Source organism: Clostridium sp. OM02-18AC (assembly GCF_003481825.1).
GTDB lineage: Bacteria > Bacillota > Clostridia > Lachnospirales > Lachnospiraceae > Brotaphodocola.
Genome location: NZ_QULW01000015.1, coordinates 61093 through 86697 on the forward strand (window position 1 = coordinate 61093; position 25605 = coordinate 86697).

Genomic DNA, 25605 nt, shown 5'->3' on the forward strand with positions numbered 1-25605 from the left:
CACAAAGAATTGCCCGGTTTTGTGCGGGCAGCAATGAAAACATGGGGTGTAAGACCTCAAAAGACAGGAGTATTTATGGCAGAACAATATGCCAGCATTATCATAGATATTTCCCATGAAGACGTAGACCGGGTATTCCAGTACCGGATCCCGCCGGCGCTTTTGCCGCAGATCCGTGTCGGGGTGCAGGTCTGCGTCCCTTTTGGTTCAGGAAACAGAAAACGGACTGGCTATGTGGTGGAACTCACCGACAAGCCGGATTATGATAAAGATAAGATCAAGGAAATCATCGGAGTCACGGAAAAGAGCATTACGGCAGACAGCCGTTTCATTGAGCTGGCCTGGTGGATGAAAGAGCAGTACGGCTCCACCATGAATCAGGCATTAAAAACCGTGCTTCCGGTGAAAAAAAAGGTGAAGGCCCGCAATAAAAAGATTGTGGAAACCATGACCGGGATGCCGCAGTTGCCCGGAACGAGTCTGCAGGACGAAAACAAGACTGGAACCAGCGAAAATGCGGCAGACGCAGGAAATGCGGCAGACACAGGAAATGCAGCAGGGGCAGAAAACACAGTACCAGCAGCAGGAAACAGCTCTGCGGTTGTACTGAATCCGGAACAGCAGGCAGTTGTGGATGCCTTCTGCTCCTCTTACGATACCGGAGACCGCACTCCGTGTCTGCTCCATGGTGTTACCGGAAGCGGAAAAACCGAGGTTTACATGGCGATGATCGACCATGTGTTAAAACAACAGAAACAGGTGATCGTGCTGATCCCGGAGATTGCCCTGACCTACCAGACGGTGAGCCGGTTTTACAGCCGGTTTGGAAGCCGGATCTGTGTCATGCATTCCCGGCTTTCCGCGGGAGAGAAATGCGACCAGTTTGAGCGGGCGAGAAAGGGCGAGACGGATATTATGATCGGTGCCCGTTCGGCATTGTTTACGCCGTTTCCGAATCTGGGTCTCATCATTTTGGACGAGGAGCATGAAGGTGCCTATAAGAGCGAGACCACGCCCCGGTATCATGCCAGGGAGGTGGCTGAAAAGCTGGCAGAGTTAAACGAAGCCGCCTTTGTTATGGGCTCTGCCACGCCGTCTGTGGAGGCATACGCAAAGGCACAGGCAGGAATCTACCGCCTGTTTACCCTGAAAAAACGTGCCAAGGCAGGAAGTGAGCTGGCTGCTGTGGAGATCGCGGATCTGCGAAAAGAGATGGAAGCCGGAAATAAGTCCATCTTCAGCCTGCGTCTGCAGGAGCTGATCAAAGACCGGCTGGCGAAAAAAGAACAGGTGATGCTGTTTATCAACCGGCGCGGATATTCCAGCTTTGTCTCCTGCAGAAGCTGCGGCGAGGCATTAAAATGCCCGCACTGCGATGTGTCCCTGACACTTCACAACCATCAGCGGCTGGTGTGCCATTACTGCGGATACCAGATTCCGATGCCGAAGAAATGCCCGCACTGCGGTTCTCCGTATCTGGCGGGCTTTGGCATCGGCACCCAGAAGATTGAGGAGATGGCAGCGCAGATGTTTCCGGAGGCAAAGCTTCTTCGGATGGATCTGGACACTACCTCAAAAAAAGGCGGTCATGAAAAGATTTTGTCCGCATTCGCAAAGGGCAAAGCCGATATCCTGATTGGCACCCAGATGATCGTAAAAGGACATGATTTTCCGGGCGTGACGCTGGTTGGTGTACTCGCAGCCGACGTCTCATTGTATGCGCCGGACTACACCGCAGCAGAGCGGACGTTCCAGCTTTTAGTGCAGGCCGCAGGGCGTGCGGGACGCGGCAGAAAAGCTGGAATTGCACTGATCCAGACCTATATGCCGGAGCATTACAGCATCCAGACAGCCACCTCGCAGGATTATGAGAGCTTTTTTAAGCAGGAGATGGGCTACCGCAGGCTGATGCAGTACCCTCCGGCCTGTCATATGCTGAGCATGCAGGTGGCAGGGGAAAATGAGGAGCTGATGACCCGGATCATGGAGGCCATTGCTGCTTCCGTGCGGAAACACTTTGAAGAACAGACCCAGATCATCGGGCCGGTTCCGGCACCGGTGTACAAAGTTAATGATATTTACAGAAAAATTTTATATATGAAACAGGAAAACTATGATATACTAATAAAAATCCAGAAGTATGTCAAAATGCGCTGGGATGAAACAGAAAGCTGTAAAAAACTAACCCTGCAGTGCGATTTCACGTAAACTGCAGCGGAAATAATCAGGGGACGCGTCATGGATGCCGCCCCGATAAGCAGAAAATGACTTATCGATCGAATACAGAAAGGAACAGATAAATGGCAATCAGACAGGTAAGAACCATTGGAGACGATATTTTAAGAAAGGAATGCAAACCGGTAAAGGAGATCACCCCGCGTATCGCAGAGCTGATCGAGGACATGTTTGAGACCATGTACGAGGCAAACGGCGTGGGACTTGCGGCACCGCAGGTTGGCGTGTTAAAGCAGATTGTAGTCATGGATGTGGATGACGGCAACCAGTATGTGCTCATCAATCCGGAGATCATCGAGCAGAGTGGAAGCCAGACCGGTCAGGAGGGCTGCCTGAGCGTGCCGGGAAAGGCTGGCATGGTAACCCGTCCGAACCACGTTGTGGTACGCGCTTATAACGAGAACATGGAACCGTTTGAGTTAGAGGGCGAAGAACTTTTAGCACGCTGCATCTGCCATGAGTGTGCACACCTTCACGGAGAACTCTATGTAGATTTAGTGGAAGGCGAGCTGATGGATGTAACTGCAGAACCGGAGGAAGAATAAGCATATGAGAATTGTATTTATGGGAACACCGGATTTTTCGGTGCCGACACTGGAAGCATTAGTTGCTTCCGAGCATGAGGTGGTTGGTGTGGTAACCCAGCCGGATAAGCCAAAGGGCCGTGGCAAGGAAATCCATATGTCACCGGTAAAAGAATGCGCTTTGCAGCACAACATCCCGGTGTACCAGCCGGTGCGCGCAAGGGATGAGGCATTTGTGGACGAGATGCGTGCATTAAACCCGGATGTTATGGTTGTGATTGCGTTTGGGCAGATCCTGCCGAAGAGTCTTCTGGAGCTGCCGAAATACGGCTGTGTCAACATTCACGCATCCCTGCTGCCGAAATACCGCGGCGCAGCCCCGATCCAGTGGGCAGTCATTAACGGTGACGAGGAAACCGGAATCACCACCATGATGATGGATGTCGAGATGGATACCGGCGACATGCTGGAGAAAACCGTGGTGAAGCTGGACCCGGAGGAAACCGGCGGAAGTCTGTTTGACCGTTTGAGTCTGCTTGGCGGAGACCTGATCCTTTCTACCTTAAGTAAGCTGGAAAAGGGTGAGATCACCCCGGTGCCTCAGGACCATGAGAAGGCAACCTACGTGAAGAAAATTTCCAAATCCATGGGCGATATTGACTGGACCATGGATGCGGTTTCCATTGAACGCCTGGTACGCGGCTTAAATCCGTGGCCGAGTGCGTTTACCAGGTGGAATGGAAAAATGTTAAAGATCTGGGAAGCAAAAGTACTTCCGGATCCGGACGTGAAGCTTCCCTGCGGCAGCGTGATCAGTGCATCCGACGAGGGCTTAAAGATCCAGACCGGAGCAGGTGTTTTGTGCGTGACCAGTCTTCAGCTGGAAGGAAAGAAGCGGATGGATACCGCGGCATTCCTCAGGGGATACCAGGTGGCAGCCAGTTCTATGATGGAAAGGAGTGAGTAATCATGTATGGTGGTTACTACGGGCTGGGCTACAGCCTTTTTGATCCGACAATGATCCTTGTTTACATTGGAGCGCTGCTCTCCATGTGGGCATCTTCGAAAGTAAACAGTACGTTTCAGCGTTATTCCCGCGTGCGCAGCATGACCGGCATGACTGGTGCGGAGGCGGCAAAACGTCTGTTGCAGTCCCAGGGAATCTACGATGTTACGGTTCAGCCGGTGCGCGGACAGCTTACCGACCATTATGACCCGCGGACGAAAACTGTGAATTTATCGGAATCGGTATATGGCAGTACTTCGGTTGCAGCAGTAAGCGTTGCGGCGCATGAGTGCGGACACGCGATTCAGGACAATGTGGGCTATGCACCGCTGCGTCTGCGCTCCGCGTTCGTGCCGATCGCAAACTTTGGAAGCAAGATTTCCCTGCCGCTCATTATCCTTGGTTTCTTTATCGGTCTGACTCCGTTTATTGAGATTGGTATCTGGATGTTTGTACTGGCAGTCTTATTCCAGATCATCACCCTCCCGGTAGAGTTCAATGCTTCTTCGAGAGCCGCAAATCTTCTGGACAGTCTTGGAATTTTGCAGGGCGATGAGGTGAGCGGCACAAAAAGAGTACTGGGGGCAGCAGCCCTGACTTATGTGGCAGCTGCGGCAGCTTCCATCTTACAGCTTATGCGGCTGATCATCCTGTTTGGAGGACGCAGACGAAATGACTAAACAGAACGGACCAACCAAAGAGCGGGAACTGATCCTGGATGTCTTAATGGAGATCCTGGAACATGGCGGTTACAGCCATGTGGTATTAAAAAAAGCACTGGATAAGTACCAGTACCTGGAAAAACAGAGTCGTGCGTTCATTACCCGTGTGACGGAAGGTACGATTGAGTATCTTCTCACCATCGACGCGGTCATTGACCAGTGTTCCAAAACAAAAGTAAAGAACATGAAACCGGTGATCCGTACCATCCTCCGTATGTCGGTATACCAGATCTTAAAGATGGACCGGATCCCGGACAGCGCAGTGTGCGACGAGGCTGTGAAGCTTGCGGTGAAGCGTAAGTTTCATGGCCTGAAAGGCTTTGTAAACGGAGTGTTGCGCACCGTGGCAAGGGAAAAAGAAACGTTTGTATTTATCGACTGGGAAAGAAAATATTCCATGCCAGACTGGATCATAGAACTGTGGAAACAGCAGTATCCGGCAGAAACCGTGGAAGGAATCATGAAAGCATTTTTAGAGGAGCGCCCAACTTCGGTGCGCTGCAATCTGGACCGTGCTTCCATGGAGACAATCCTTGCAAGTCTTGAAAAAGACGGGGCAGCGGTTCAGAAAAACCCGCTTGCGGACCATGCGCTTCTCCTTTCCGGATATGATTACCTGGATGCTTTAGAGGCATTCCGGGAAGGATGGATCACCGTGCAGGATGTCAGTTCTTCTTTTGTGGGAGAAGTGGCAGATCCGCAACCGAATGATATGGTCCTGGATGTCTGTGGGGCGCCGGGCGGAAAGAGCCTGCACATTGCAGATAAGCTTGCGGGAACCGGACAGGTTGTCGTAAGAGATCTAACCGAGACCAAGATCTTACTGGTGGAAGATAACATCCGCCGCACCGGCTTTAACAATATCCGGGCGGAGGTCTGGGATGCCCTTTTGGAGGATCCATCCTGGGAAGAAAAGGCAGATATGGTGATCGCAGATCTGCCCTGCTCCGGTCTTGGCATCATCGGGAAAAAGCCGGATATCAAGTATCAGGTGACAGAAGAAAGCTTAAAAGATCTGGCAGAACTTCAGAAAGATATCCTGTCGGTGGTCTGGAAGTATGTAAAACCGGGCGGGAAGCTGATCTACAGCACCTGCACAGTCGACCATCTGGAAAATGAAGACCAGCGTGCCTGGTTTTTAGAGCATTTTCCGTTTGAACCGGTAAGCATTGAGGGGGCATTTGGCAGTCAGGTAAGCGAAGAAACCATGAAAGACGGTTATATCCAGCTGCTGCCGGGCAAGTATCCGTGCGATGGATTCTTTATTTCCGCATTTCGGAGAAAACGGATAACATAACGCGGCTGCGGACAATGGAAAGCAGCCACAAAATCCTGTTGCCGGGCACGCATGCGTGAACGGCAATAAAGAAAGCAGATAATAGATTATGGAAAAGCAAGATATCAAATCCATGACGCTGGAGGAGCTGACAGAAAGCATCCGGCAGATGGGAGATAAGCCCTTCCGGGCAAAGCAGATTTACCAGTGGCTGCATCAGAAGCTGGTGACAGAGTTTGATGAGATGAGCAATCTTTCCAAGCCACTCCGCGAGAAATTGAAAGAGCAGTTTTTTCTGACAGCGCTGTATCCGGCGGATGTAAAGATCTCACAGATCGACGGAACCAGAAAATATCTGTTCCGGCTGGCAGACGGCAATGTCATTGAGAGTGTGTGGATGCAGTACCATCACGGAAACAGCGTTTGTATTTCGTCCCAGGTGGGCTGCCGTATGGGGTGCCGCTTCTGTGCTTCTACCTTAGACGGTCTGGAGCGGAATTTAACACCGGCAGAGATGCTGGATCAGATTTACCGGATCCAGTCTCTGACCGGGGAACGCGTTTCCAACATTGTTATCATGGGTTCCGGCGAGCCGATGGACAACTACGATAATGTGATCCGTTTCATCCGCATGATCACCGATGAAAACGGATTGAATATCAGCCAGCGAAACATTACGCTGTCGACCTGCGGCATTGTGCCGGGAATCTTGAAACTGGCAGAAGAAGATGTCCAGATCACGCTGGCGCTGTCCTTACATGCTCCGAACGATGAGGTGAGAAAGACGCTGATGCCGATCGCGAACCGCTATGCCTTAAAAGATATCCTGGCAGCCTGCCAGACTTATTTTGAGAAGACGGGGCGCCGTCTGACCTTTGAATACAGTCTGGTAAGCGGAGTCAACGATAATCTGGATGAGGCAAAGGCCCTGACTGCGTTGATCCGGCATATGCACGGCCATGTGAACCTGATCCCGGTCAACCCGATCAAGGAGCGTGACTACCGTCAGTCAGACCGGAAGGCAATCGAGGCATTTAAGGCATATCTGGAGAAAAATGGCATCAATGTGACGGTCCGCCGGGAAATGGGCCGTGATATCAACGGTGCCTGCGGGCAGTTAAGAAAAAGTTTCCTGGAAGAGGAAAACAAAGGAGGGATCTAAAGGCATGGAGGCATGTGCACTGACGGATGTAGGACAGAAGCGAAGCATGAACCAGGATTTTGTCTATGCGAGCACTGAGCCGGTTGGATCCCTGGAGAACCTTTTTATTGTCGCAGATGGCATGGGCGGTCACCAGGCCGGTGATTTTGCATCCCGCTTTGTGGTGGAAAATCTGGTGCGCTTTTTTGAAACGCCCTATCTGGACCGGGATGTTCACGGAATCCTGAAGGAGGGAATCCGTACGGTGAATCGCGAACTTTATGAATGTGCCAGCAAAACCCCGGAGTTAAACGGTACGGGAAGTACGCTGGTATTGGCTACGATCAAAGGAAATGTCCTTTATGTGGCGAATATTGGAGACAGCCGTTTATATCTTTTGCGCGGAGAGCTGGAGCAGATCACAAAAGACCACTCTTACGTGGAAGAACTGGTTGCCATGGGAAAGTTAAAGCGCGGCAGCCGGGATTATATGGAAAAGAAAAACATCATTACCAGGGCCGTCGGCGTCAGTGACGAGGTCGATACGGATCTGTTTGCCCTAAAATTAAAGAGTGGAGACCAGATCTTAATGTGCTCGGACGGACTGAGCAACATGGTAGATGAATTCGAAATGGAATATATCATCCGTTCGGAAGATGGAGTAAAGGATAGAGCGAGGGCTCTGGTGGAGGCAGCCAACCGAAGCGGCGGGCAGGATAACATTTCCGTTGTCCTTATAGAACCGCAGATAAGAGAGGTGAGCTTATGATACTGAGACCGGGAACATTTTTGCAGGATCGTTATGAAATCCTGGAACAGATCGGTTCAGGCGGCATGTCCGTGGTATATAAGGCAAAATGCCATAAGCTGAACCGGCTGGTAGCCATTAAGGTTTTGAAAGAAGAATTCTGTAACGACAGCAGTTTTGTAAGCAAATTTAAGATGGAGGCCCAGTCTGCAGCGGGATTGTCCCATCCAAACATTGTGAGTGTTTACGATGTTATTGATGAGGGAAAACTCCATTACATAGTCATGGAACTGATCGAGGGGATTACCCTGAAAAGCTATATCCAGAAAAAGGGCAGGCTGGAGGTAAAAGAATCCATCGGCATTGCCATTCAGGTGGCACAGGGGATTGCCGCAGCGCATGAGCAGCATATCATTCACCGTGACATCAAACCGCAGAACATGATCATCTCCAAAGATGGCAAAGTCAAGGTGGCGGATTTTGGTATTGCGAGAGCCGTATCAGCCCAGACCATGACGTCGTCTGCCATGGGATCGGTCCATTATATTTCCCCGGAACAGGCACGCGGCGGCTTCAGCGATGAGCGCAGTGATATTTATTCCCTAGGTGTTACCATGTATGAGATGGTAACCGGCCAGGTGCCATTCGAGGGAGACAACACCGTAGCCATTGCCATTGCACATTTGGAAAATGCCGTGGTTCCGCCAAGTGTTTACAATCCGGAGATTCCGGTCAGCCTGGAGCGGATCATCCTGACCTGCATGGAGAAAAAGCCGGAGCGCCGTTACCGCAGTGCACAGGATGTGATCATGGACCTTCGCGATGCCCTGATCCATCCGTCCGGAGAGCGGACAGCAAACCAGATTGACGCAGAGGAGCGGGCGCTGAACGGGGAAACGGTTCAGATCAGCAGTGAGCAGCTGTCCCAGATCAAGCATTTCAGGCGTCCGGAACGTATGGAGCCGGAACACAGGGAAAACTACGACCGGGAAGCAAAGGCGGCATGGGAGTCCTATCAGGATGAAAAAGAGCAGGAAAAGGCATTACCTGAGCGGGAAAGAAAATCCGAGACAACGTCCAGAACCGTGCAAAAACGACGCAGCCGTGATGAGGAAGAAGACCGTGCCAACCCGCACATCGAGCGTATTCTGGCAGGTGCAGGAATTGTAGCCGCGATCGTAGTCGTGGCGGTGCTGATCGTTGTATTTTCCAAACTGGGGGCATTTTTCAAAGCCGGGAGCGGAATCCTTGGAAATACCCAGACGGAAAGCGCCCAGACAGAAAGCGGGGAGCTGATCTTAAAAGATACGGAAGTGTCGATGCCATCGGTACTTGGAATGACAGAAGATATGGCAGAGAGTACCTTAAAAGAAAGCTCTCTGACTATGAAGCGGACCTACGAATATTTTGATGATGTAGAAAAAGGTCATGTGGCAAAACAGGATCCGGAAGCAGGAAGTGTTGTGCTAAAGGGCGGTCAGGTCAATGTTGTGATCAGCAATGGAACCGACAAGCTGTATCTTGGCAAGCTTGGAATTACAGAACTGGATGAAACGACGGCGGTCAGCTTTCTGGAGAGCAAAGGTCTTCATGTCCAGGTTACGCAGGAAGAAAACGAAACCATCAAGGCCGGAACCGTGATGCGCTATGAACCGGAACTGGTGGCAGATGGCGGTACGGTATATCTGTATGTCAGCAGCGGACCTCATGTGGATAAGGTACCTGCTCCGTATCTGGTAGGAAAGACGGAGGAAGAGGCAATCGCGCTTCTGGCAGAGAATGATCTGATGCCGGGCAATACCTCGACGGAATCCAGCGATACGGTGGAAAAGGGCTCTGTCATCAGCCAGTCTGTGACTTCTGGCACACAGCTGGAAAAGGGCAGCAAGATCGATTATGTGGTCAGCAGCGGACCGGAAGTAAAACATCAGCGCTATGTGGCATCCATCAACCAGGTCTATGATCTGAGCAATCTGATCGGACCGGGCGCCGGAACCTCCAGCGTTACCATCATGATCCGCCTGCGCCAGGGAACTGCGGATGATCCGCATTATAAGGTGCTGACGCAGTCTACTACCATCAAAGGCGATGTACTCCTTCCGGTAAACTTTACCAGTATCGAGAGTATGGATGGCACCGATCAGGGTTCATTGGAAATCGTGGATGTAAATTCCGGCGCAGTCATTAAGACGTATCCGCTGACATTCTTCCCAATGGATTAGAAAGAGAAGAAAGAGACATGACAGGAAAAATCATTAAGGGAATTGCAGGTTTTTATTATATCCATGACGGAGTGGACAAGGTATATGCCTGTAAGGCAAAAGGAATTTTCCGAAACCGGGGCATCAAACCGGTAGTAGGAGACAATGTAGAATTTACCGTGCTGGATGAAGCCGCACTGGAAGGCAATATCGATGAAATTCTTCCGAGAAAAAATGTGCTGGTACGTCCGGCGTCAGCGAATGTGGATCAGGCTCTGGTGGTGTTTGCCATCACCCAGCCGGATCCGAATTTTAATCTTCTGGACCGCTTCCTCATCATGATGCTGGCGCAGGACATTCCGGTAACGATCTGCTTTAACAAGATTGATCTGGAATCCGAAGAAAAGCAGGAGGAATACCGGAAAATCTATGAGCAGGCCGGTTATCCGGTTATGTTTGTCAGCACGTATGAGAAGACCGGTGTGGAAGCCGTGCGGGCATATCTGCGTGGAAAAACCACGATCCTGGCTGGGCCTTCCGGTGTGGGAAAATCATCGCTCACCAATCTCTTGCAGCCGGAGGCGGCGATGGAGACGGGAACTATCAGCGAAAAGATCAAGCGGGGAAAACATACGACCCGCCATGCGGAGCTGTTCTGTGTGGAGGAGGATACGTACCTGATGGATACGCCGGGCTTTTCTTCCATGTATCTGGAAGAGATTGAACCGCAGAATCTGAAAGATTACTTCCCGGAGTTCGAGGCTTTCGAGCCTGCGTGCCGTTTTGCAGCCGACTGTGTGCATATCGGGGAGCCGGTATGCGGTGTCAAGGAGGCCCTGGCGGAAGGAAAGATCAGTCAGAGCCGGTATGACAATTACGGACTCTTATATCAGGAGTTGAAAAACCGGAGAAAATATTAATGTTCAGCGGTTGTGTGCGTGCGGAACTATTTCAAATGCTGCACGGGACACGAGTGTGCGGAAGGATTTTAGAAAAGGAATGAAGGAGTAAGTGACCATGTATATTTTAGCACCATCTATTCTTGCAGCAGATTTTGGAGATTTAAGAAAGGAAGTCCAGACCGTGGCAGAGGCAGGCGCACAATACATCCACATCGATGTGATGGATGGCATGTTTGTGCCGAGCATTTCCTTTGGCATGCCGGTCATCAAGAGCATCCGCTCCTGCACGGATAAGGTTTTTGATGTCCATATGATGGTGGAAGAGCCGGGACGCTATGCGGCAGACTTAAAAGAAGCCGGGGCTGACCTTCTCTGTGTGCACCAGGAGGCATGCTGCCATCTGGACCGCACGATCAATCAGATTAAGGAGCTTGGCATGAAGGCTGGTGTGGCATTGAATCCGGCAACTCCGGTGGAAACGCTTTCCTGCGTACTGGATCAGGTAGATATGATCCTCTTAATGTCTGTGAACCCGGGCTTTGGCGGCCAGAAGTTCATTCCCTATACGGTAGATAAAATCAGAAAACTCCGCGCCATGTTAAATGAGCGCGGTTTGAAGACCGATATCCAGGTAGATGGTGGAGTCGGACTTGGCAATGTAAAGGAACTGATGGAAGCAGGAGCAAATGTCTTTGTAGCAGGCAGTGCTGTATACAAAAACGACGCTGCAGCCAATGTAAAGGCATTCTTGAAAATTTTTGATGAGGCTGGGAAATAAATGAAACGGTGTCTGGTTATGACGGGCGGAAAGCTGGATCTGGCTTTCGCCCGCTCCTTTTTGGAGCATGAAACATTTGATAAGATCATAGCGGTGGACGGCGGTCTGAAAGCGGTGAAGGAGCTGGGACTGGTGCCGGACTATATCGTAGGGGATTTTGATTCGGTCTCAAGTGAGGTCCGGGAGGAATTCCGGCGGTACCCGTACATTGTATGGGAACAGCACAAGCCGGAGAAAAATGAGACCGATACAGAGCTTGCGAGAAACCGGGCGCTGACCCTTGCCTGTGACGAGATTGTATTTCTTGGTGCGACCGGAGGCCGCATTGACCATATGATCGGCAATATCCATGCGCTGAAAACCTGTATGGAGCGCGGAATCGATGCCTATATCATCGACGCCCAGAACCGGCTGTATCTGCTGGACGGGGAGCGGGAGTTCTCCAAAGAAACGCAGTGGGGAAAATACGTTTCCTTTGCCCCGTACACAGAAGAGGTGACGGGGATCACGCTGACCGGCTTTAAATACCCGTTAAAGGATAAGACCATCCGCCGCGGTGAAGAGGTGGGGCTTTGCGTCAGCAATGAGATCGCGGAAGATACGGCGAAGATTACGCTGGAGGATGGGGTGCTGATCTGTATCGAATCCAGGGATTAGGGGTCAGGAGCTTCTGGCTGTTTTGCAGGCTGGAAGGCACACGAAAACTGGACTGGTTAAAAAGTTTAAAACTGGCTATTAATATCACTCCACTTGCGTGCTATGATATGCGACAAGATCGTTGTTGCCGGCACAACATAAATACAAAAGCAGCAAGGGAGAATGATTATGAAAGACAGAGAAAACGATAAGGTATACAAGCTGGTACTGACTGCGCTGATGGCGGCCCTGTGTTATGTGGCCTTTACCTTCTTAAAGATTCCGATCCCGACTCCGGGCGGAGACACCACGGCACTGCATATCGGAAATGCATTCTGCGTTCTGGCAGCTCTGCTTCTGGGTGGTGGCTACGGCGGTGTGGCTGGTTCCCTGGGAATGACCATTGCAGATTTGTTAGACCCGGTTTATATTACCAGTGCTCCAAAGACCTTTATCTTAAAGCTCTGCATTGGTTTGATCGCAGGTTTTGTGGCACATAACATTGCACACATTACGGAGGATCACGACAGCAAATACATTATGAAGTGGTCCCTGATCGCTTCGATTGCAGGACTTGGCTTTAACGTGGTGATGGATCCGATTGTTGGTTACTTCTATAAAAATTACATTCTTGGCGTCCAGTCTGACGCAGCCAAGATCATGGCAACCTGGGCAGCAGGTGCAACCCTCGTCAATGCCATTGTCGGAACCATTGTAGTCGTCGTGGTTTACATGGCAGTGCGTCCGGTCTTAAAAAAGGCTGGTCTTTTTATGAAAATCAAATAAAGTCAGGCTGAAGCAGTGATAAAACGATAAAAGTAAAAGCAAAAAAACAGAAGAAAAACAGGATAATTTCTCATGATATTTATTTATAAGTGAAAATAAGTAAAATTCATGTTAAATTATCCTTTTCTTTTATAGGAATTAATGATAATATGAAAATAAGGCTTTTTTGCCCGAGAACCCAAAAAGGAGAGAGAACTTATGAAAAAGAAAATGCTGGCTGTATTATTAGCTGGTACCATGGCAGCATCCATGACCGCATGCGGAGGCAGCAGCTCCAGTAACACTGCAGACACCACTGCAGCAGCAAAGGAGGCTGGCGACAGCGCAGAAAAGACCGGGGAGGCAAAAGCAGACGCAAAAGACGCTTCCGAGTTCAAAATCGGTCTGATCACCGATGTAGGCGGCGTAAATGACGGATCCTTCAACCAGTCTTCCTGGGAAGGCCTTGAGAGAGCAGGCGAGGAACTGGGGGTGACCGTAAACTACTTAGAGTCCGCTACCGATGCTGACTATGCTCCGAACATGGAAACTTTTGTGGATGAGGATTATGACCTGATCATCAGTGTCGGCTACATGCTTGCAGATGCTACCAGAGCAGCAGCAGAAGCAAACCCGGATACCAAGTTTGCGATCATCGATGACGCAACCATCGACCTTCCGAACGTAACTAGCCTGATGTTCCGTGCTGAGCAGGCTTCCTACCTGGTAGGTTATGTAGCTGGTCTGACCACCAAGACCAACAACATCGGTTTTGTCGTTGGTATGACCAATGAGACCATGAACCAGTTCGGCTACGGCTACTGCGCAGGTGCGATCGATGCAAACCCGGACATCACCGTTCAGCAGTTCAATGCAAACTCTTTTGCTGATTCCGCTACCGGTAAGACCATGGCAAACACCGCAATCACCAACGGTGCTGACATCGTATTCCAGGCTGCAGGTGCAACCGGTCTTGGCGTAATCGAGGCATGCCAGGAGGCTGGCGTTTATGCGATCGGCGTAGACAGTGACCAGTCCAGCATTGCTCCGAACACCGTTTTAACCTCTGCCATGAAGCGTGTAGACAATGCAGTATACGAGGCAGTTCAGGAACTGATCGACGGTTCTCTTGAAGGCGGCGTGAAGACCTTTGACCTGGCAGCAGGCGGCGTAGACATCGCTCCGAGCCAGGATCTGATCGCACCGGAAGTCATTTCTGCAGTTGACGAAGTAAAAGAAAAGATTGTAAACGGCGAGATCGAAGTTCCGGATGACAAGGAGTCCTTCGAGGCAAAATACGGTGATGTATATCAGTTAGACTAATACAGATGCTATTATCGTGTTACATGGCACATTACGTGAATCGTAACATGACAGATACTGCATGGCAGACGCGGGGTTCGCAGATTTGCGGACCCCGTATTTCTATGCAGAATTTTATTTCATGGGAAAATCTGCCAAGTGGCATAAAAATAATGGAAATCGAGAATAAAAGTGACATTTGTCCTTTCTTGTTTATGGGAAATGTGGTATAAAAAAGGTATCATGAGAATAAAACCGGGGAAATAAACAAAATGAGCGAAGCAGATGACGTGATCAGCAAACTGAGTCCGAAACAGCAGAATTACTTAAATCGTTACTTTACTTATGCGCCGGAAGCCTTAAAAAGCAGCATGCAGGTGGTGCGGATGCCGGCGGGAACGACTTTCATTCAGGAAGGAACACTGGTCGATAAGGTGTATATCCTTTTAAAAGGAAGTGTATCCGCGGTTGACTACCGGGTGCGCGAAACGGTTTATGGGTTCTGCCATTTTGAACCCATTGAAATATTCGGGACCATGGAGATCCTGGGACAGATGAACCGATATAAGACAACGCTGGCCACGACACAGGACAGCCTGCTTTTAAAGATACCGGGGGATATCTGTAAAAAATGGCTTTTAAACGATGTATCTGCCCTGCACATGGAAACTGAGCGCATCATTGGGTATCTTCTGGGCCAGTCCAGAAAAGAACGCCTTTATGTGATGCTGCCGGGCAATGAGCGGGTTTATCTCATTCTTACGAATTTATATGAAACCTACGGAAAATGTGATACGTACCGCGTATACTTAAGCAGAAAAGATTTTTCTGAAGTCACTGGTGTCTCCGAGCGGACGATTACCAGAGCGTTAAAAGATCTGGAGGAGAAGGGGCTGATCGCAAGAGATGGCTGGAGCATCGTTATGACGTGGGAGCAGTATCAGAAAATCCGGAAACTCGTAGGAGCACAGATCAATGAAACGGGGGAATGACAAATGAAGTATTCAGAAAATCCAGAGAAACAGTATCATATTCAGGTAGGAGAGGGCGATGTAGGTCGTTACGTGATTCTGCCTGGCGATCCGAAGCGCTGCGCCAAGATCGCCGCTTATTTTGATGACGCAAAGCTGGTTGCCGACAGCCGTGAGTATGTGACCTATACCGGCTACCTGGATGGGGTCAAAGTGAGCGTGACCTCCACCGGTATTGGCGGTCCGTCTGCATCCATTGCCATGGAAGAACTGGTCAAGTGCGGGGCAGACACCTTTATCCGTGTCGGAACCTGCGGCGGTATGCAGCTTGACGTAAAAAGCTCAGACGTTGTTGTGGCAAGCGGTGCTATCCGCATGGAGGGAACCAGTAAAGAGTATGCGCCGATCGAATTTCCGGCAGTAGCCGATCTGGACGTGACCATTGCACTTCGGGAGTCCGCGAAAAAACTGGGACAGACCTGCCACGTCGGTGTGGTGCAGTGTAAGGATGCGTTTTATGGGCAGCACTCCCCGGAGACCATGCCGGTCAGCTATGAACTTTTAAATAAGTGGGAAGCCTGGAAACGTCTTGGATGTCTTGCATCGGAGATGGAATCCGCGGCCCTTTTCATCGTAGCCAGCACACTGCACGTACGCTGCGGTTCCGTATTTCTGGTTATGGCCAACCAGGAGCGGGAAAAACAGGGACTGTCCAATCCGGTAGCCCACGACACCGATATGGCCATCCGTGTGGCAGTGGAAGCCATCCGGAAACTGATTCGCGAAGATGCGAAGTAACTTTCAGCAATTGCAAAGAAACGGAATCATTACGATTCTGAAACTTTATCAATCATATCTATCACATGTAGGAGGAAGTTGTTATTATGCGTGACATTTCTATGGAAAGAGTCAACGAAACCAGAAAAAACATTCTTGAGATCATTGAGAGCGCGACGCTCACCCATGAGCAGAAGCTGACCTGTCTGGCAAACCAGGCAGATTCCCTGATGGAGGTCTTAGATCTTCCGGAAGGTCTGGATGAACTGTTAAACGTGCCGATCGACAGAAAGTGCATCTGCGATTTAAGCGAGGGTCATGCGCCGATGCGTCCGCGTTACATCATCCCGGATTACGCAAAATTCTTAAAAGAAGGAAGCAAATTCCTCCAGTTAGATCCGCCGACCGATCTGTATGAGGCATTAAACAGCCTGATGATCTTCTATAAACATGTCCCGAGCGTGACCAACTACCCGGTTTATGTGGGCCAGTTAGACGAGCTCTTAGAGCCGTACATCGACACGGTGGACGAGGCACAGGCAAAGAAGATGCTGAAGCTGTTCTTAACCCAGATGGACCGTACTATCCTGGATTCCTTCTCCCACGCAAACATCGGACCGCGTGAGACCAAGGCAGGCCGCCTGCTCTTAGAGGCAGAAAAAGAACTGGAGAATGCCGTTCCGAACTTAAGCTTCAAGTATGACGAGGATATCACTCCGGATGATTTCGCGCTCAAAGCGATTGACTGCGCAATGCACAGCGCAAAGCCGAGCTTTGCAAACCACAAGATGTTTAAGAGCGAACTGGGCGAGAATTATGTCATCGCAAGCTGCTACAATGGCCTGCTGCTTGGCGGCGGCGCTTACACCCTTTGCCGTCTGGTGCTGGGCAATATCGCAAAGCGCGCAAAGAATATCCAGGATTTCAAGGAGAGAGAGCTTCCGTATGTACTGGATATCATGGCACGCTATATGGATGCCCGCATCAAATTTGAGGTTGAGGAGAGCGGTTTCTTTGAGAATAACTTCCTGGCAAAAGAGGGCTTCATCCACAGAGACCGTTTCTCCGGTATGTATGGTCTGGTAGGTCTGGCTGACTGCGTCAACATCCTGTTCGAGAAAGAGGGCATCAAGGGACGCTTCGGTCATGACGAGAATGCCAACAATCTTGGCGTAGAGATCATGGAGATCATCAAGGAGTTCAACTTAAACCATAAGAATAAATACTGCGAGGGAACCGGCGGACATTTCCTGCTTCATGCACAGGTAGGCCTGGCAGAGGATGAGAACGTAACTCCGGGAACCAGAATTCCGATCGGCGAGGAGCCGGAGGAGCTGATCGACCAGCTGAACGTGTTAAGAAAGTTCCACAAGTACTTTACATCCGGCACCGGCGATATCTTCCCGATCGATATGACTGTGCACAGAAACCCGGAGTACGTTCTGGATATCATCAAAGGTTCCTTCAAGATGGATCTGCGTTACCTGTCCTTCTATTCCAGCGACAGCGATGTGATCCGTGTAACCGGTTATCTGGTAAAACGTTCTGAGCTGGAGAAACTGGCTGGCGGTGAGGCTGTCCTTCAGGATACCACGGCACTGGGACTTGGCGCGGCAAGAAATGGCCACATTCTGGAAAGAAAGGTGCGCTAAATGAAAGCAATCGTAAACCGGATCATCCCGTTCAGCAGTGTGGATGGTCCGGGAAACCGGACAGCCATCTTTTTACAGGGCTGTAATATTGACTGCAAATACTGTCATAACCCGGAAACGAGAAAACTTTGTGTACAGTGCGGGAAATGTGTGGTAAACTGTCCTGCAGGAGCATTAACCATGGGAGAGGATAAGAAGGTTGTTTTTGACCCCCAAAAGTGCGTACAGTGCGATACCTGTATCCACATCTGTCCGCATGACAGTTCTCCGCGTACCTGCGAGATGACACCAGAGGAAGTCTATGAACGCGTGAAAAAGCAGATCCCGTTTATCCGGGGCATCAGTGTTTCTGGCGGCGAGTGCATGCTTTGGTCGGAATTTTTAACAGAGCTGTTTAAGCTTGCGAAAAAAGATGGTCTTGGAACCCTGATCGACAGTAATGGCATGGTCCCGTTCGAACAGTATCCGGAGCTTATGGAGGTTTCCGACGGTGTGATGCTGGACATCAAAGCGTTTGAGGCAGCAGAGCATGAGCGGGTGGCAGGGGTCACCAATGAAATGGTGCTTCAGAATGCGGATTATCTTGCAAAAACCGGAAAGCTTTACGAGGTACGCGCGGTGATCGTCCCGGATCTTTACGATACGGAAAAAAGTGTGCGGGAGATGGGCGATTTTCTGTCTCCTTATCTGAAATACGGAGATATCCGCGTAAAGATCATTGCATACCGCCCTATGGGAGTGCGGGAACAATATTCCCATTTCCAGGTGCCTGACCAGAAGTATCTTTCTTATCTGGCAGACATTTTAAAAGAAAAAGGATTCCAGCATATCACGCTGATCTGATGAGGAAAGATTGCTGTTACGCGCTTGCGCAGACAGCAAACGATAAAAGAAACAGGAGGGACCAAGCCGTGGCAAGAACGAGCCATATGGATGAAAGTAAAGTCGTAATTCAGATGAAAGACATCGTCAAGAAGTTCGGCGACTTTACGGCGAACGACCATATCAACCTGACCGTGCACAAAGGAGAGGTGCACGCAATCTTAGGTGAAAACGGAGCCGGAAAGAGTACCATGATGAATGTACTCTGCGGACTGTACAAACCAACCAGCGGACAGATCTTTATCAACGAGAAGGAAGTTCATTTCAACAGCCCGAAGGATGCGATCGACATCGGTATTGGTATGGTACACCAGCATTTCATGCTGATCCAGCCATTCACCGTAACCGAGAATATTATTCTGGGTATGGAGCCGGTTAAGGGCTTAAGTGTTGACAAGGAAACTGCAAAGAAAAAAGTGCTGGAGCTGTCCGAGCGTTATGGCATGAAGGTAGACCCGGACGCAAAGGTAGAAGATATTTCCGTAGGTATGCAGCAGCGTGTGGAGATCCTGAAGGTGTTGTACCGCGGTGCGAAGACCCTGATCCTGGATGAGCCGACTGCGTCCCTGACCCCGCAGGAGATCGAGGGCCTTATGGAGATCATCTCCAACCTGACTGCAGACGGAAAGAGTGTCATCCTGATCACTCATAAGTTAAAGGAGATCACCGCATCCTCCGATAACTGTACCATTATCCGTCAGGGTAAATACATCCAGACTGTAAAAGTAGCCGATGTCGATGAGAATGCCCTGGCTGCCATGATGGTAGGACGAGACGTTAACTTTAAGGTCGACAAAAAAGACCAGGAAGCAGGCGAGGTTGTCCTGCATGTAGAAAACCTGCACGCAAAGGATTACCGCGGTGTGGAAATCTTAAAAGGCTTTAACTTAGATGTAAGAAAAGGCGAGATCGTAGGACTGGCCGGTGTCGACGGAAATGGACAGACCGAGCTGGTTGAGATTTTGACTGGTCTTCGAAAGGCAGAGTCCGGCACGGTTACCATGCTTGGAAAAGATGTCTTCAACAAGACTCCGAAGGAAACGTTTGAAAATGGAATTTCCAGTATTCCGGCTGACCGTCAGAAACATGGTCTGGTTCTGGAATTTTCCAACGAGGATAACCTGATCCTGCAGCACTTCGAGAAAGCGCCGTATTCCAAACATGGTATCCTCGACCGCAAAGCGATCAAGGAACATGCCCTGGACCTGATCGAGAAGTTCGATGTCCGTCCGCGCGGCTGTGCAGAGGCACCATCCGGCACCCTGTCCGGAGGTAACCAGCAGAAAGTCATCATTGCCCGCGAGGTAACGAACGACAAAGACCTTCTGATCGCGGTGAACCCGACCCGAGGTCTTGATGTCGGTGCGATCGAGTTTGTACACAAGTATCTGGTAGAGCAGAGAAATAAAAACCGTGCAGTATTGCTGGTATCCTTCGAGCTGGATGAGATCATGAGCCTTTCCGACCGGATCGAGGTTATCTTCGATGGCCAGATCACCGGAAGTGTTCCTGGTAAGAACGCAGACGAGAAGGAACTCGGATTTATGATGGCAGGAGGAAAAAAGACAAATGAATAAAAAGAAAAGTATTCTGGAATGCAATGTACTCTACACCATCATTGCAATTATCATTGGCTTTTTGGTAGGAGCCATCTTCTTGACGATTGCGGGCATCAGCCCGGCAGTCGCTTACGGAAAGCTTTTTAGCAGCATTTTCAGTAAGCCGAAGTACCTGGTATGGACCCTGGTTTACGCAGCACCGCTGATCTTCACTGGTTTAAGTGTAGCTTTCTCGTTCCGTACCGGTGTGTTCAACATCGGCGCTGAGGGTCAGTTCGTGATCGGCGGTCTGGTAGCCTGCATTCTGGGAATTGTGTTAAAGCTTCCGGCAGGCATCCATGCGATCGTATGTCTGGTGGCAGCGGCAGCTGCAGGCTGCATCTGGTCTCTGATCGTAGGCCTCCTGAAAGTAAAACGCGGCATCCACGAGGTACTTTCCTTTATCATGTTTAACTGGATCGCATTCTATCTGTCCAACTACATGGTAAACCTGCCGTTCATCCACCGCGATAAGACTGAGGCAACCCAGGATATCGCAGCTTCCGCGAGACTCCTTCTTCCGGAAAGCCTGAGAAACGCACTTGGCTGTACCAGTGCACACTGGGGCTTTGTCCTGGCTGTAGTCGCAGCAATCGTGATCTGGATCATCATCGAGAAGACCACCCTTGGCTATAAGCTGAAAGCCGTAGGTTTTAACAGCAGCGCTGCAGAGTATGGCGGCATCGATGCAAACAGATCCATTCTGACTGCACTTGGTATTTCCGGTCTGTTATCCGGTCTTGGCGGAGCAGTCCAGGTACTTGGTATGTCCGGACGTTTAAGCCAGTTCGCTGGTCAGGAGGGCTTTGGTTTCGAGGGTATCACCGTTGCCCTGATCGGTTCTTCAAACCCGATCGGCTGCATCTTCTCCGGTCTGTTCTACGGTGCCATGAAATACGGCGGATCCAAGCTCAGTATCGTAAAAGCACCGTCTGAGGTTGTAGACATCATCATGGGCTGCGTTGTTTTACTGATTGCGATCGCTCATGTATTTAAGTATTTTGTCCTGAAGACAGCAAAGAAGAAGGAGGCAAAGTAAGATGAATGAAATTATAAAAGACCTTGGTCTTCTGATCAACGCGACCCTGATCGCGACTCCGCCGCTTCTTCTTGCGGCTCTTGGCTCCTGCTTCTCTGAGCGAAGCGGAGTTGTTAACATCGGTATTGAGGGTATGATGACCATCGGCGCGTTCACCGGTGCTGTTATGGGGCTGACCACCGGAAACGGCTGGATCGCATTCCTCTGTGCAGGTCTGGCAGGCGCACTGTTCGGACTGATCCATGCTTACGCATGTATTTCCTGCCATGCAGACCAGACCATCGCCGGTACAGCGATCAACTTCTTAGGACCTGGTCTGGCACTGTTCCTCTGTAAGGCCATGTACAACAACTCATCCGATACACCGGCTATGGATCCGAGCTGTAAGCTCCCGAAGCTGTTTGAGGGCGTGTTCCCGACCGGTTCTTTCTGGAACAACGTATTGAACGTATACGCAGTTGCTTATCTGGTATTTGTTCTGGCATTTGTTTGCTGGTTTGTATTCTACAAGACCAAATTCGGTGCACATTTAAGAGCAGTCGGAGAGCATCCGGAGGCATGTGAGTCTCTGGGTATCGACGTTTACAAAGTCCGTTACACCTGTGTGATCCTTTCCGGATTCCTGGCAGGTCTCGGCGGTGCGTTCGTAACCCTGGCAACCATCAACCAGTTCCGCCCGAGCGTTATCGTAGGACAGGGCTTCATCGCGATCGCAGCGGTTATCTTCGGTAAGTTCTCCCCGGAGGGAGCAACTAAGGCATGCCTGCTCTTTGGTCTGTGCAGCGGTATCAAATCCCTGGCAGCGCAGAGCAACATGGTATCCCCGAACTTAATCTCCATGATCCCGTACGTGGTAACCATCGTGGCACTGGTACTGTTTGTCGGTAAGGCACATACCCCGGCAGCAAACGGAAAGATCTTTGTAAAGTCCAAATAAGAATGACGTTGCTGTTTGCGCAGCGCATACACAGCAGCAAAGGTTTACACTGTTCTTTAAAATTTTAATCAGGTCTGTATATAGGAAGTAAGACTTATATACAGGCCTGTAATAATCTAAGTAGAAATAGGGGGCAGGCGGGTCTGGCGCGAAAGGCAGCTCGATGTCTCCCACTATCTGGAAAACAGGAGAAGGAAAGGGGATTTATTATGACGAATACACCAACTGCGCACAACAGCGCAAAACTCGGCGATTTCGCCAAAACCGTACTGATGCCGGGCGATCCGCTGCGTGCAAAGTACATTGCAGAGACGTATCTGGAAAATGCAAGACAGGTAAACGGGGTCCGGAATATGTTTGGTTATACCGGAACCTACAAGGGAAAAGAAATTTCTGTTATGGGAGGCGGTATGGGAATGCCGTCCATCGGAATCTATTCCTACGAGCTGTTCCACTTTTATGATGTAGATCAGGTGATCCGTATCGGTTCCGCGGGGGCTCTGCAGGACAATATGAAGCTGATGGACGTTGTCATCGGCATGGGTGCCTGCACCGATTCCAACTATGCATACCAGTATGGACTGCCGGGAACCTTTGCGCCGATCGCAGACTATGAGCTCTTGAGCCGGGCTGTGGAAACCGCAAAGCGCCAGGGCACAAACGTCGTAGTCGGAAACGTGCTTTCCTCCGATGTGTTTTACAACGCAATGGGCAATGTCAATGACCTGTGGCGCGGTATGGGCGTGCTTGCTGTGGAGATGGAAGCAGCAGCACTCTATATGAATGCGGCAAAGGCAGGCAAGAAGGCACTCTGCATGCTCACGATTTCCGATCATCTCTACACCAACGAGCATTTAAGCGCCGAAGACCGGCAGCTTGGTTTTCACAAGATGATGGAGATTGCGTTAGAGCTGGCATAACGATATTGCAAAAAACAGAAATGCAGAAGCAGAACATGGAGAATCTGGCATGTGCCGGGACAATCTGCTTCTGACTGTGATAAGTGATAGAAACGAAAGGGGATTCATAAAATGGATGTAAAAGAAATTTTAAAGCATGTGGACCACACACTGTTAACCCAGACCGCAACCTGGGCTGAGATCAGGCAGATCTGCGATGACGCAGTTGCTTACGGAACCGCTTCCGTCTGCATTCCGCCGTCCTATGTAAAACAGGCGAAGGAATATGTGCAGGACAAGATGGCAGTCTGCACCGTCATCGGTTTCCCGAACGGCTATATGACCACCGCAGCAAAAGAGTTTGAGACCAAAGATGCACTGGCAAACGGCGCAGACGAGATCGATATGGTCATCAATATCGGCTGGGCAAAAGACGGAAAGTTTGACTGCATCGAAGAAGAAATCCGCACCCTGAAAAAAGCATGCGGCTCCAAGGTATTAAAGGTCATCATCGAGACCTGTCTTCTGACCGACGAGGAGAAGATCCGCATGTGCGAAGTGGTGACAAAGGCAGGAGCAGATTACATCAAGACCTCCACCGGTTTCTCCAAAGCAGGAGCAACCTTCGACGATATTAAGCTCTTCTCCGAGCACATCGGGCCGAATGTAAAGATGAAAGCAGCAGGCGGTATCTCTTCTCTGGATGACGCAGAAAAATTCCTTTCCCTGGGTGCTGACAGACTGGGAACCAGCCGCATCATCAAGCTGGTAAAGCAGGAAGAGGCAACCGGATACTAAAAAATCTGCCTGCCTGAGTGGGCGCATGGATAAAGAAAGTGAGGAAATCCGAAATAGGGAATCCTCCCAAGGAGTGTTAAGCAAATCATGAAGAAACTGGAAAAGGATCAGATCGAAGCCCTGATCGAAAAGGCCATCAGCATGATGGATTACTCTTATGTGCCGTATTCCCACTTCCATGTGGGAGCTGCACTGCTGGCGAAAAACGGCACCGTTTACGGTGGCTGTAACATTGAAAATGCCGGTTATACGCCAAGCAACTGCGCAGAGCGCACCGCATTTTTCAAGGCCGTGAGTGAAGGCGTGCGGGAGTTTGATGCCATCTGCGTAGTCGGTGGCGCCAATAAAGAATTAAAAGAAATCACAGCTCCATGCGGCGTCTGCCGCCAGGTTATGATGGAGTTCTGTAACCCGGAAGAATTCCAGATCATTCTGGCAGTCTCCAAAGAGCAGTATGAGATCTATACTTTAAAAGAGCTGCTGCCTCTTGGATTCGGGCCGGATAATCTGAAATAAAATTAAGGAGAATTACATGGAAAAGTTTAAACGCGTATTTGTAGTAGTCATGGATTCCCTTGGAGTGGGAGCTATGCCGGATTCTGCAGATTTTGGTGATATCGGGGTGAACACCCTGGGGCATATTTCCGAATCCGTGGAAACCTTTCAGATTCCAAACCTTCAGAAACTGGGGATGGCAAACATCATCCCGTTAAAGCAGGTCGCACCGGTGGAGAAGCCGCTGGGCTATTATGGAAAACTGCGTGAAAAGAGCCGCGGCAAGGATACCATGACCGGACACTGGGAGATGATGGGTCTGGAAGTGACCAAACCATTCCAGACCTTCACCGAGACCGGATTCCCACCGGAGCTGATCAAAGAGCTGGAGGAGCGCACCGGACATAAAGTCATCGGCAATAAGAGCGCCAGCGGCACCGAAATCTTAGACGAGCTTGGTGAAGAGGAAATCGCAACCGGCCATATGATCGTGTACACCTCTGCAGACTCTGTGCTTCAGATCTGCGGCAATGAGGAGACATTTGGCCTTGATGAACTTTATCGCTGCTGTGAGATCGCCCGGGAGCTGACCATGAAGGATGAGTGGAAGGTTGGCCGCGTCATCGCCAGACCATATATAGGAAAGAAAAAGGGCGAATTCAAGCGCACCAGCAACCGCCACGACTATGCGTTAAAGCCATTCGGTCCGACTGCTTTGAATGCGCTTAAAAGTGCCGGTTATGATGTCATTTCCATTGGAAAGATCAACGACATCTTTGTGGGCGAGGGTATCACTGAGGCCTACAAGTCCAAGAGCTCTGTTCATGGCATGGAGCAGACCATCGATGTGGCAAAGAAAGATTTCCATGGTTTGTGCTTCGTGAACCTGGTTGACTTCGATGCCCTGTGGGGACACCGCAGAAATCCGTCCGGCTACGCACAGGAGATTGAAAAGTTCGATGTAAATCTTGGCTTACTTCTGGATACGCTGCGGGAAGATGATCTCCTCATCATCACGGCAGACCACGGAAATGATCCGACCTACACCGGAACCGATCACACCCGCGAGAAAGTGCCGTTTCTGGCATATTCTAAGGCGTGCAAGGAGAGCGGCGAGCTTCCGGAGACCGATACCTTTGCGATCATCGGAGCAACCATTGCCGACGATTTCGGTGTAAAGATGCCGGAAGGAACCATTGGGGATTCGATTCTGGATAAGCTGAAATAAAATAGTAATTTGATACAGGAAACATGAAAGGGCCGAAAGATCCTGCTCCGCCGTATGGCGGGGCAGGATCTTTCGGCCCTTGTTCGTTGCGTT

General features: G+C 50.2%; 24 protein-coding genes. All 24 read left to right on the forward strand.

What is annotated here, in order from left to right; genetic code table 11:
• Nucleotides 1–75: 75 nt before the first annotated feature.
• The 24 genes from priA (at nucleotide 76) to DXB18_RS11360 (ending at nucleotide 25512) form a co-directional block, all read left to right on the forward strand.
• Nucleotides 76–2208, forward strand: coding sequence for a primosomal protein N' (priA, locus tag DXB18_RS11245; RefSeq protein WP_118707871.1), 2133 nt, complete (start codon nucleotides 76–78; stop codon nucleotides 2206–2208).
• A 92-nt stretch (nucleotides 2209–2300) separates the two neighbouring features.
• Nucleotides 2301–2780, forward strand: coding sequence for a peptide deformylase (gene def, locus DXB18_RS11250; protein WP_118540973.1), 480 nt, complete (start codon nucleotides 2301–2303; stop codon nucleotides 2778–2780).
• 4 nt (nucleotides 2781–2784) lie between these two features.
• On the forward strand, nucleotides 2785–3726 hold the full coding sequence (gene fmt, locus DXB18_RS11255) for a methionyl-tRNA formyltransferase (protein WP_118707873.1): 942 nt from the start codon (nucleotides 2785–2787) through the stop codon (nucleotides 3724–3726).
• 2 nt (nucleotides 3727–3728) lie between these two features.
• Nucleotides 3729–4445, forward strand: a complete 717-nt coding sequence (locus tag DXB18_RS11260) for a zinc metallopeptidase (RefSeq protein WP_118707875.1) — start codon at nucleotides 3729–3731, stop codon at nucleotides 4443–4445.
• On the forward strand, nucleotides 4438–5784 hold the full coding sequence (gene rsmB / locus DXB18_RS11265; protein ID WP_118707877.1) for a 16S rRNA (cytosine(967)-C(5))-methyltransferase RsmB: 1347 nt from the start codon (nucleotides 4438–4440) through the stop codon (nucleotides 5782–5784). Before DXB18_RS11260 ends, rsmB begins: the two co-directional genes overlap by 8 nt.
• 88 nt (nucleotides 5785–5872) lie before the next feature.
• A complete protein-coding gene (gene rlmN, locus DXB18_RS11270; RefSeq protein WP_118540965.1) occupies nucleotides 5873–6925 on the forward strand; it encodes a 23S rRNA (adenine(2503)-C(2))-methyltransferase RlmN in 1053 nt (350 codons plus the stop codon).
• 4 nt (nucleotides 6926–6929) lie between these two features.
• Nucleotides 6930–7673, forward strand: coding sequence for a Stp1/IreP family PP2C-type Ser/Thr phosphatase (locus DXB18_RS11275; RefSeq protein WP_118707879.1), 744 nt, complete (start codon nucleotides 6930–6932; stop codon nucleotides 7671–7673).
• Nucleotides 7670–9874, forward strand: a complete 2205-nt coding sequence (pknB, locus tag DXB18_RS11280; RefSeq protein WP_118707881.1) for a Stk1 family PASTA domain-containing Ser/Thr kinase — start codon at nucleotides 7670–7672, stop codon at nucleotides 9872–9874. Before DXB18_RS11275 ends, pknB begins: the two co-directional genes overlap by 4 nt.
• A 17-nt stretch (nucleotides 9875–9891) precedes the next feature.
• Complete coding sequence (gene rsgA / locus DXB18_RS11285; RefSeq protein ID WP_118707883.1) at nucleotides 9892–10773, forward strand: ribosome small subunit-dependent GTPase A; 882 nt, start codon at nucleotides 9892–9894, stop codon at nucleotides 10771–10773.
• 97 nt (nucleotides 10774–10870) lie between these two features.
• Complete coding sequence (gene rpe / locus DXB18_RS11290; RefSeq protein WP_118707885.1) at nucleotides 10871–11533, forward strand: ribulose-phosphate 3-epimerase; 663 nt, start codon at nucleotides 10871–10873, stop codon at nucleotides 11531–11533.
• The gene (locus tag DXB18_RS11295) at nucleotides 11534–12190 is read left to right on the forward strand and encodes a thiamine diphosphokinase (RefSeq protein WP_118540955.1); all 657 of its coding nucleotides are present in this window, start codon (nucleotides 11534–11536) and stop codon (nucleotides 12188–12190) included. It abuts the gene before it with no gap.
• A gap of 168 nt (nucleotides 12191–12358) precedes the next feature.
• Entirely contained in the window at nucleotides 12359–12955 is a 597-nt protein-coding gene (locus DXB18_RS11300; RefSeq protein WP_118540953.1) for an ECF transporter S component, read from the forward strand.
• 198 nt (nucleotides 12956–13153) lie between these two features.
• The gene (locus DXB18_RS11305; RefSeq protein ID WP_118540951.1) at nucleotides 13154–14257 is read left to right on the forward strand and encodes a BMP family ABC transporter substrate-binding protein; all 1104 of its coding nucleotides are present in this window, start codon (nucleotides 13154–13156) and stop codon (nucleotides 14255–14257) included.
• A gap of 251 nt (nucleotides 14258–14508) precedes the next feature.
• Nucleotides 14509–15228 carry a Crp/Fnr family transcriptional regulator gene (locus DXB18_RS11310; RefSeq protein WP_118707887.1) on the forward strand — a complete coding sequence of 240 codons (720 nt, stop codon included), beginning with the start codon at nucleotides 14509–14511 and terminating at the stop codon, nucleotides 15226–15228.
• 3 nt (nucleotides 15229–15231) lie between these two features.
• Nucleotides 15232–16005: a uridine phosphorylase gene (udp, locus tag DXB18_RS11315; protein ID WP_118540947.1), complete on the forward strand. Its 774-nt coding sequence runs from the start codon at nucleotides 15232–15234 to the stop codon at nucleotides 16003–16005.
• Between the two features lie 101 nt (nucleotides 16006–16106).
• Nucleotides 16107–17636 (forward strand): YjjI family glycine radical enzyme, encoded by a 1530-nt coding sequence (locus DXB18_RS11320; RefSeq protein WP_347560885.1) that lies wholly within the window; start codon nucleotides 16107–16109, stop codon nucleotides 17634–17636.
• Nucleotides 17637–18479, forward strand: coding sequence for a YjjW family glycine radical enzyme activase (locus DXB18_RS11325; RefSeq protein WP_118707891.1), 843 nt, complete (start codon nucleotides 17637–17639; stop codon nucleotides 18477–18479). It abuts the gene before it with no gap.
• 68 nt (nucleotides 18480–18547) lie between these two features.
• A complete protein-coding gene (locus DXB18_RS11330; protein ID WP_347560884.1) occupies nucleotides 18548–20095 on the forward strand; it encodes an ABC transporter ATP-binding protein in 1548 nt (515 codons plus the stop codon).
• Complete coding sequence (locus DXB18_RS11335) at nucleotides 20088–21155, forward strand: ABC transporter permease (protein WP_118707893.1); 1068 nt, start codon at nucleotides 20088–20090, stop codon at nucleotides 21153–21155. Before DXB18_RS11330 ends, DXB18_RS11335 begins: the two co-directional genes overlap by 8 nt.
• Before the next feature lies 1 nt (nucleotide 21156).
• Nucleotides 21157–22092, forward strand: coding sequence for an ABC transporter permease (locus DXB18_RS11340; RefSeq protein ID WP_118707895.1), 936 nt, complete (start codon nucleotides 21157–21159; stop codon nucleotides 22090–22092).
• Nucleotides 22093–22301: 209 nt separating this feature from the next.
• Nucleotides 22302–23012 carry a purine-nucleoside phosphorylase gene (gene deoD / locus DXB18_RS11345; RefSeq protein WP_118540937.1) on the forward strand — a complete coding sequence of 237 codons (711 nt, stop codon included), beginning with the start codon at nucleotides 22302–22304 and terminating at the stop codon, nucleotides 23010–23012.
• A gap of 111 nt (nucleotides 23013–23123) precedes the next feature.
• Nucleotides 23124–23789: a deoxyribose-phosphate aldolase gene (gene deoC / locus DXB18_RS11350; RefSeq protein WP_118707897.1), complete on the forward strand. Its 666-nt coding sequence runs from the start codon at nucleotides 23124–23126 to the stop codon at nucleotides 23787–23789.
• A gap of 87 nt (nucleotides 23790–23876) precedes the next feature.
• Nucleotides 23877–24305, forward strand: coding sequence for a cytidine deaminase (locus DXB18_RS11355; RefSeq protein ID WP_347560039.1), 429 nt, complete (start codon nucleotides 23877–23879; stop codon nucleotides 24303–24305).
• 16 nt (nucleotides 24306–24321) lie between these two features.
• Nucleotides 24322–25512 carry a phosphopentomutase gene (locus tag DXB18_RS11360; protein ID WP_118707898.1) on the forward strand — a complete coding sequence of 397 codons (1191 nt, stop codon included), beginning with the start codon at nucleotides 24322–24324 and terminating at the stop codon, nucleotides 25510–25512.
• Nucleotides 25513–25605 lie beyond the last annotated feature (93 nt).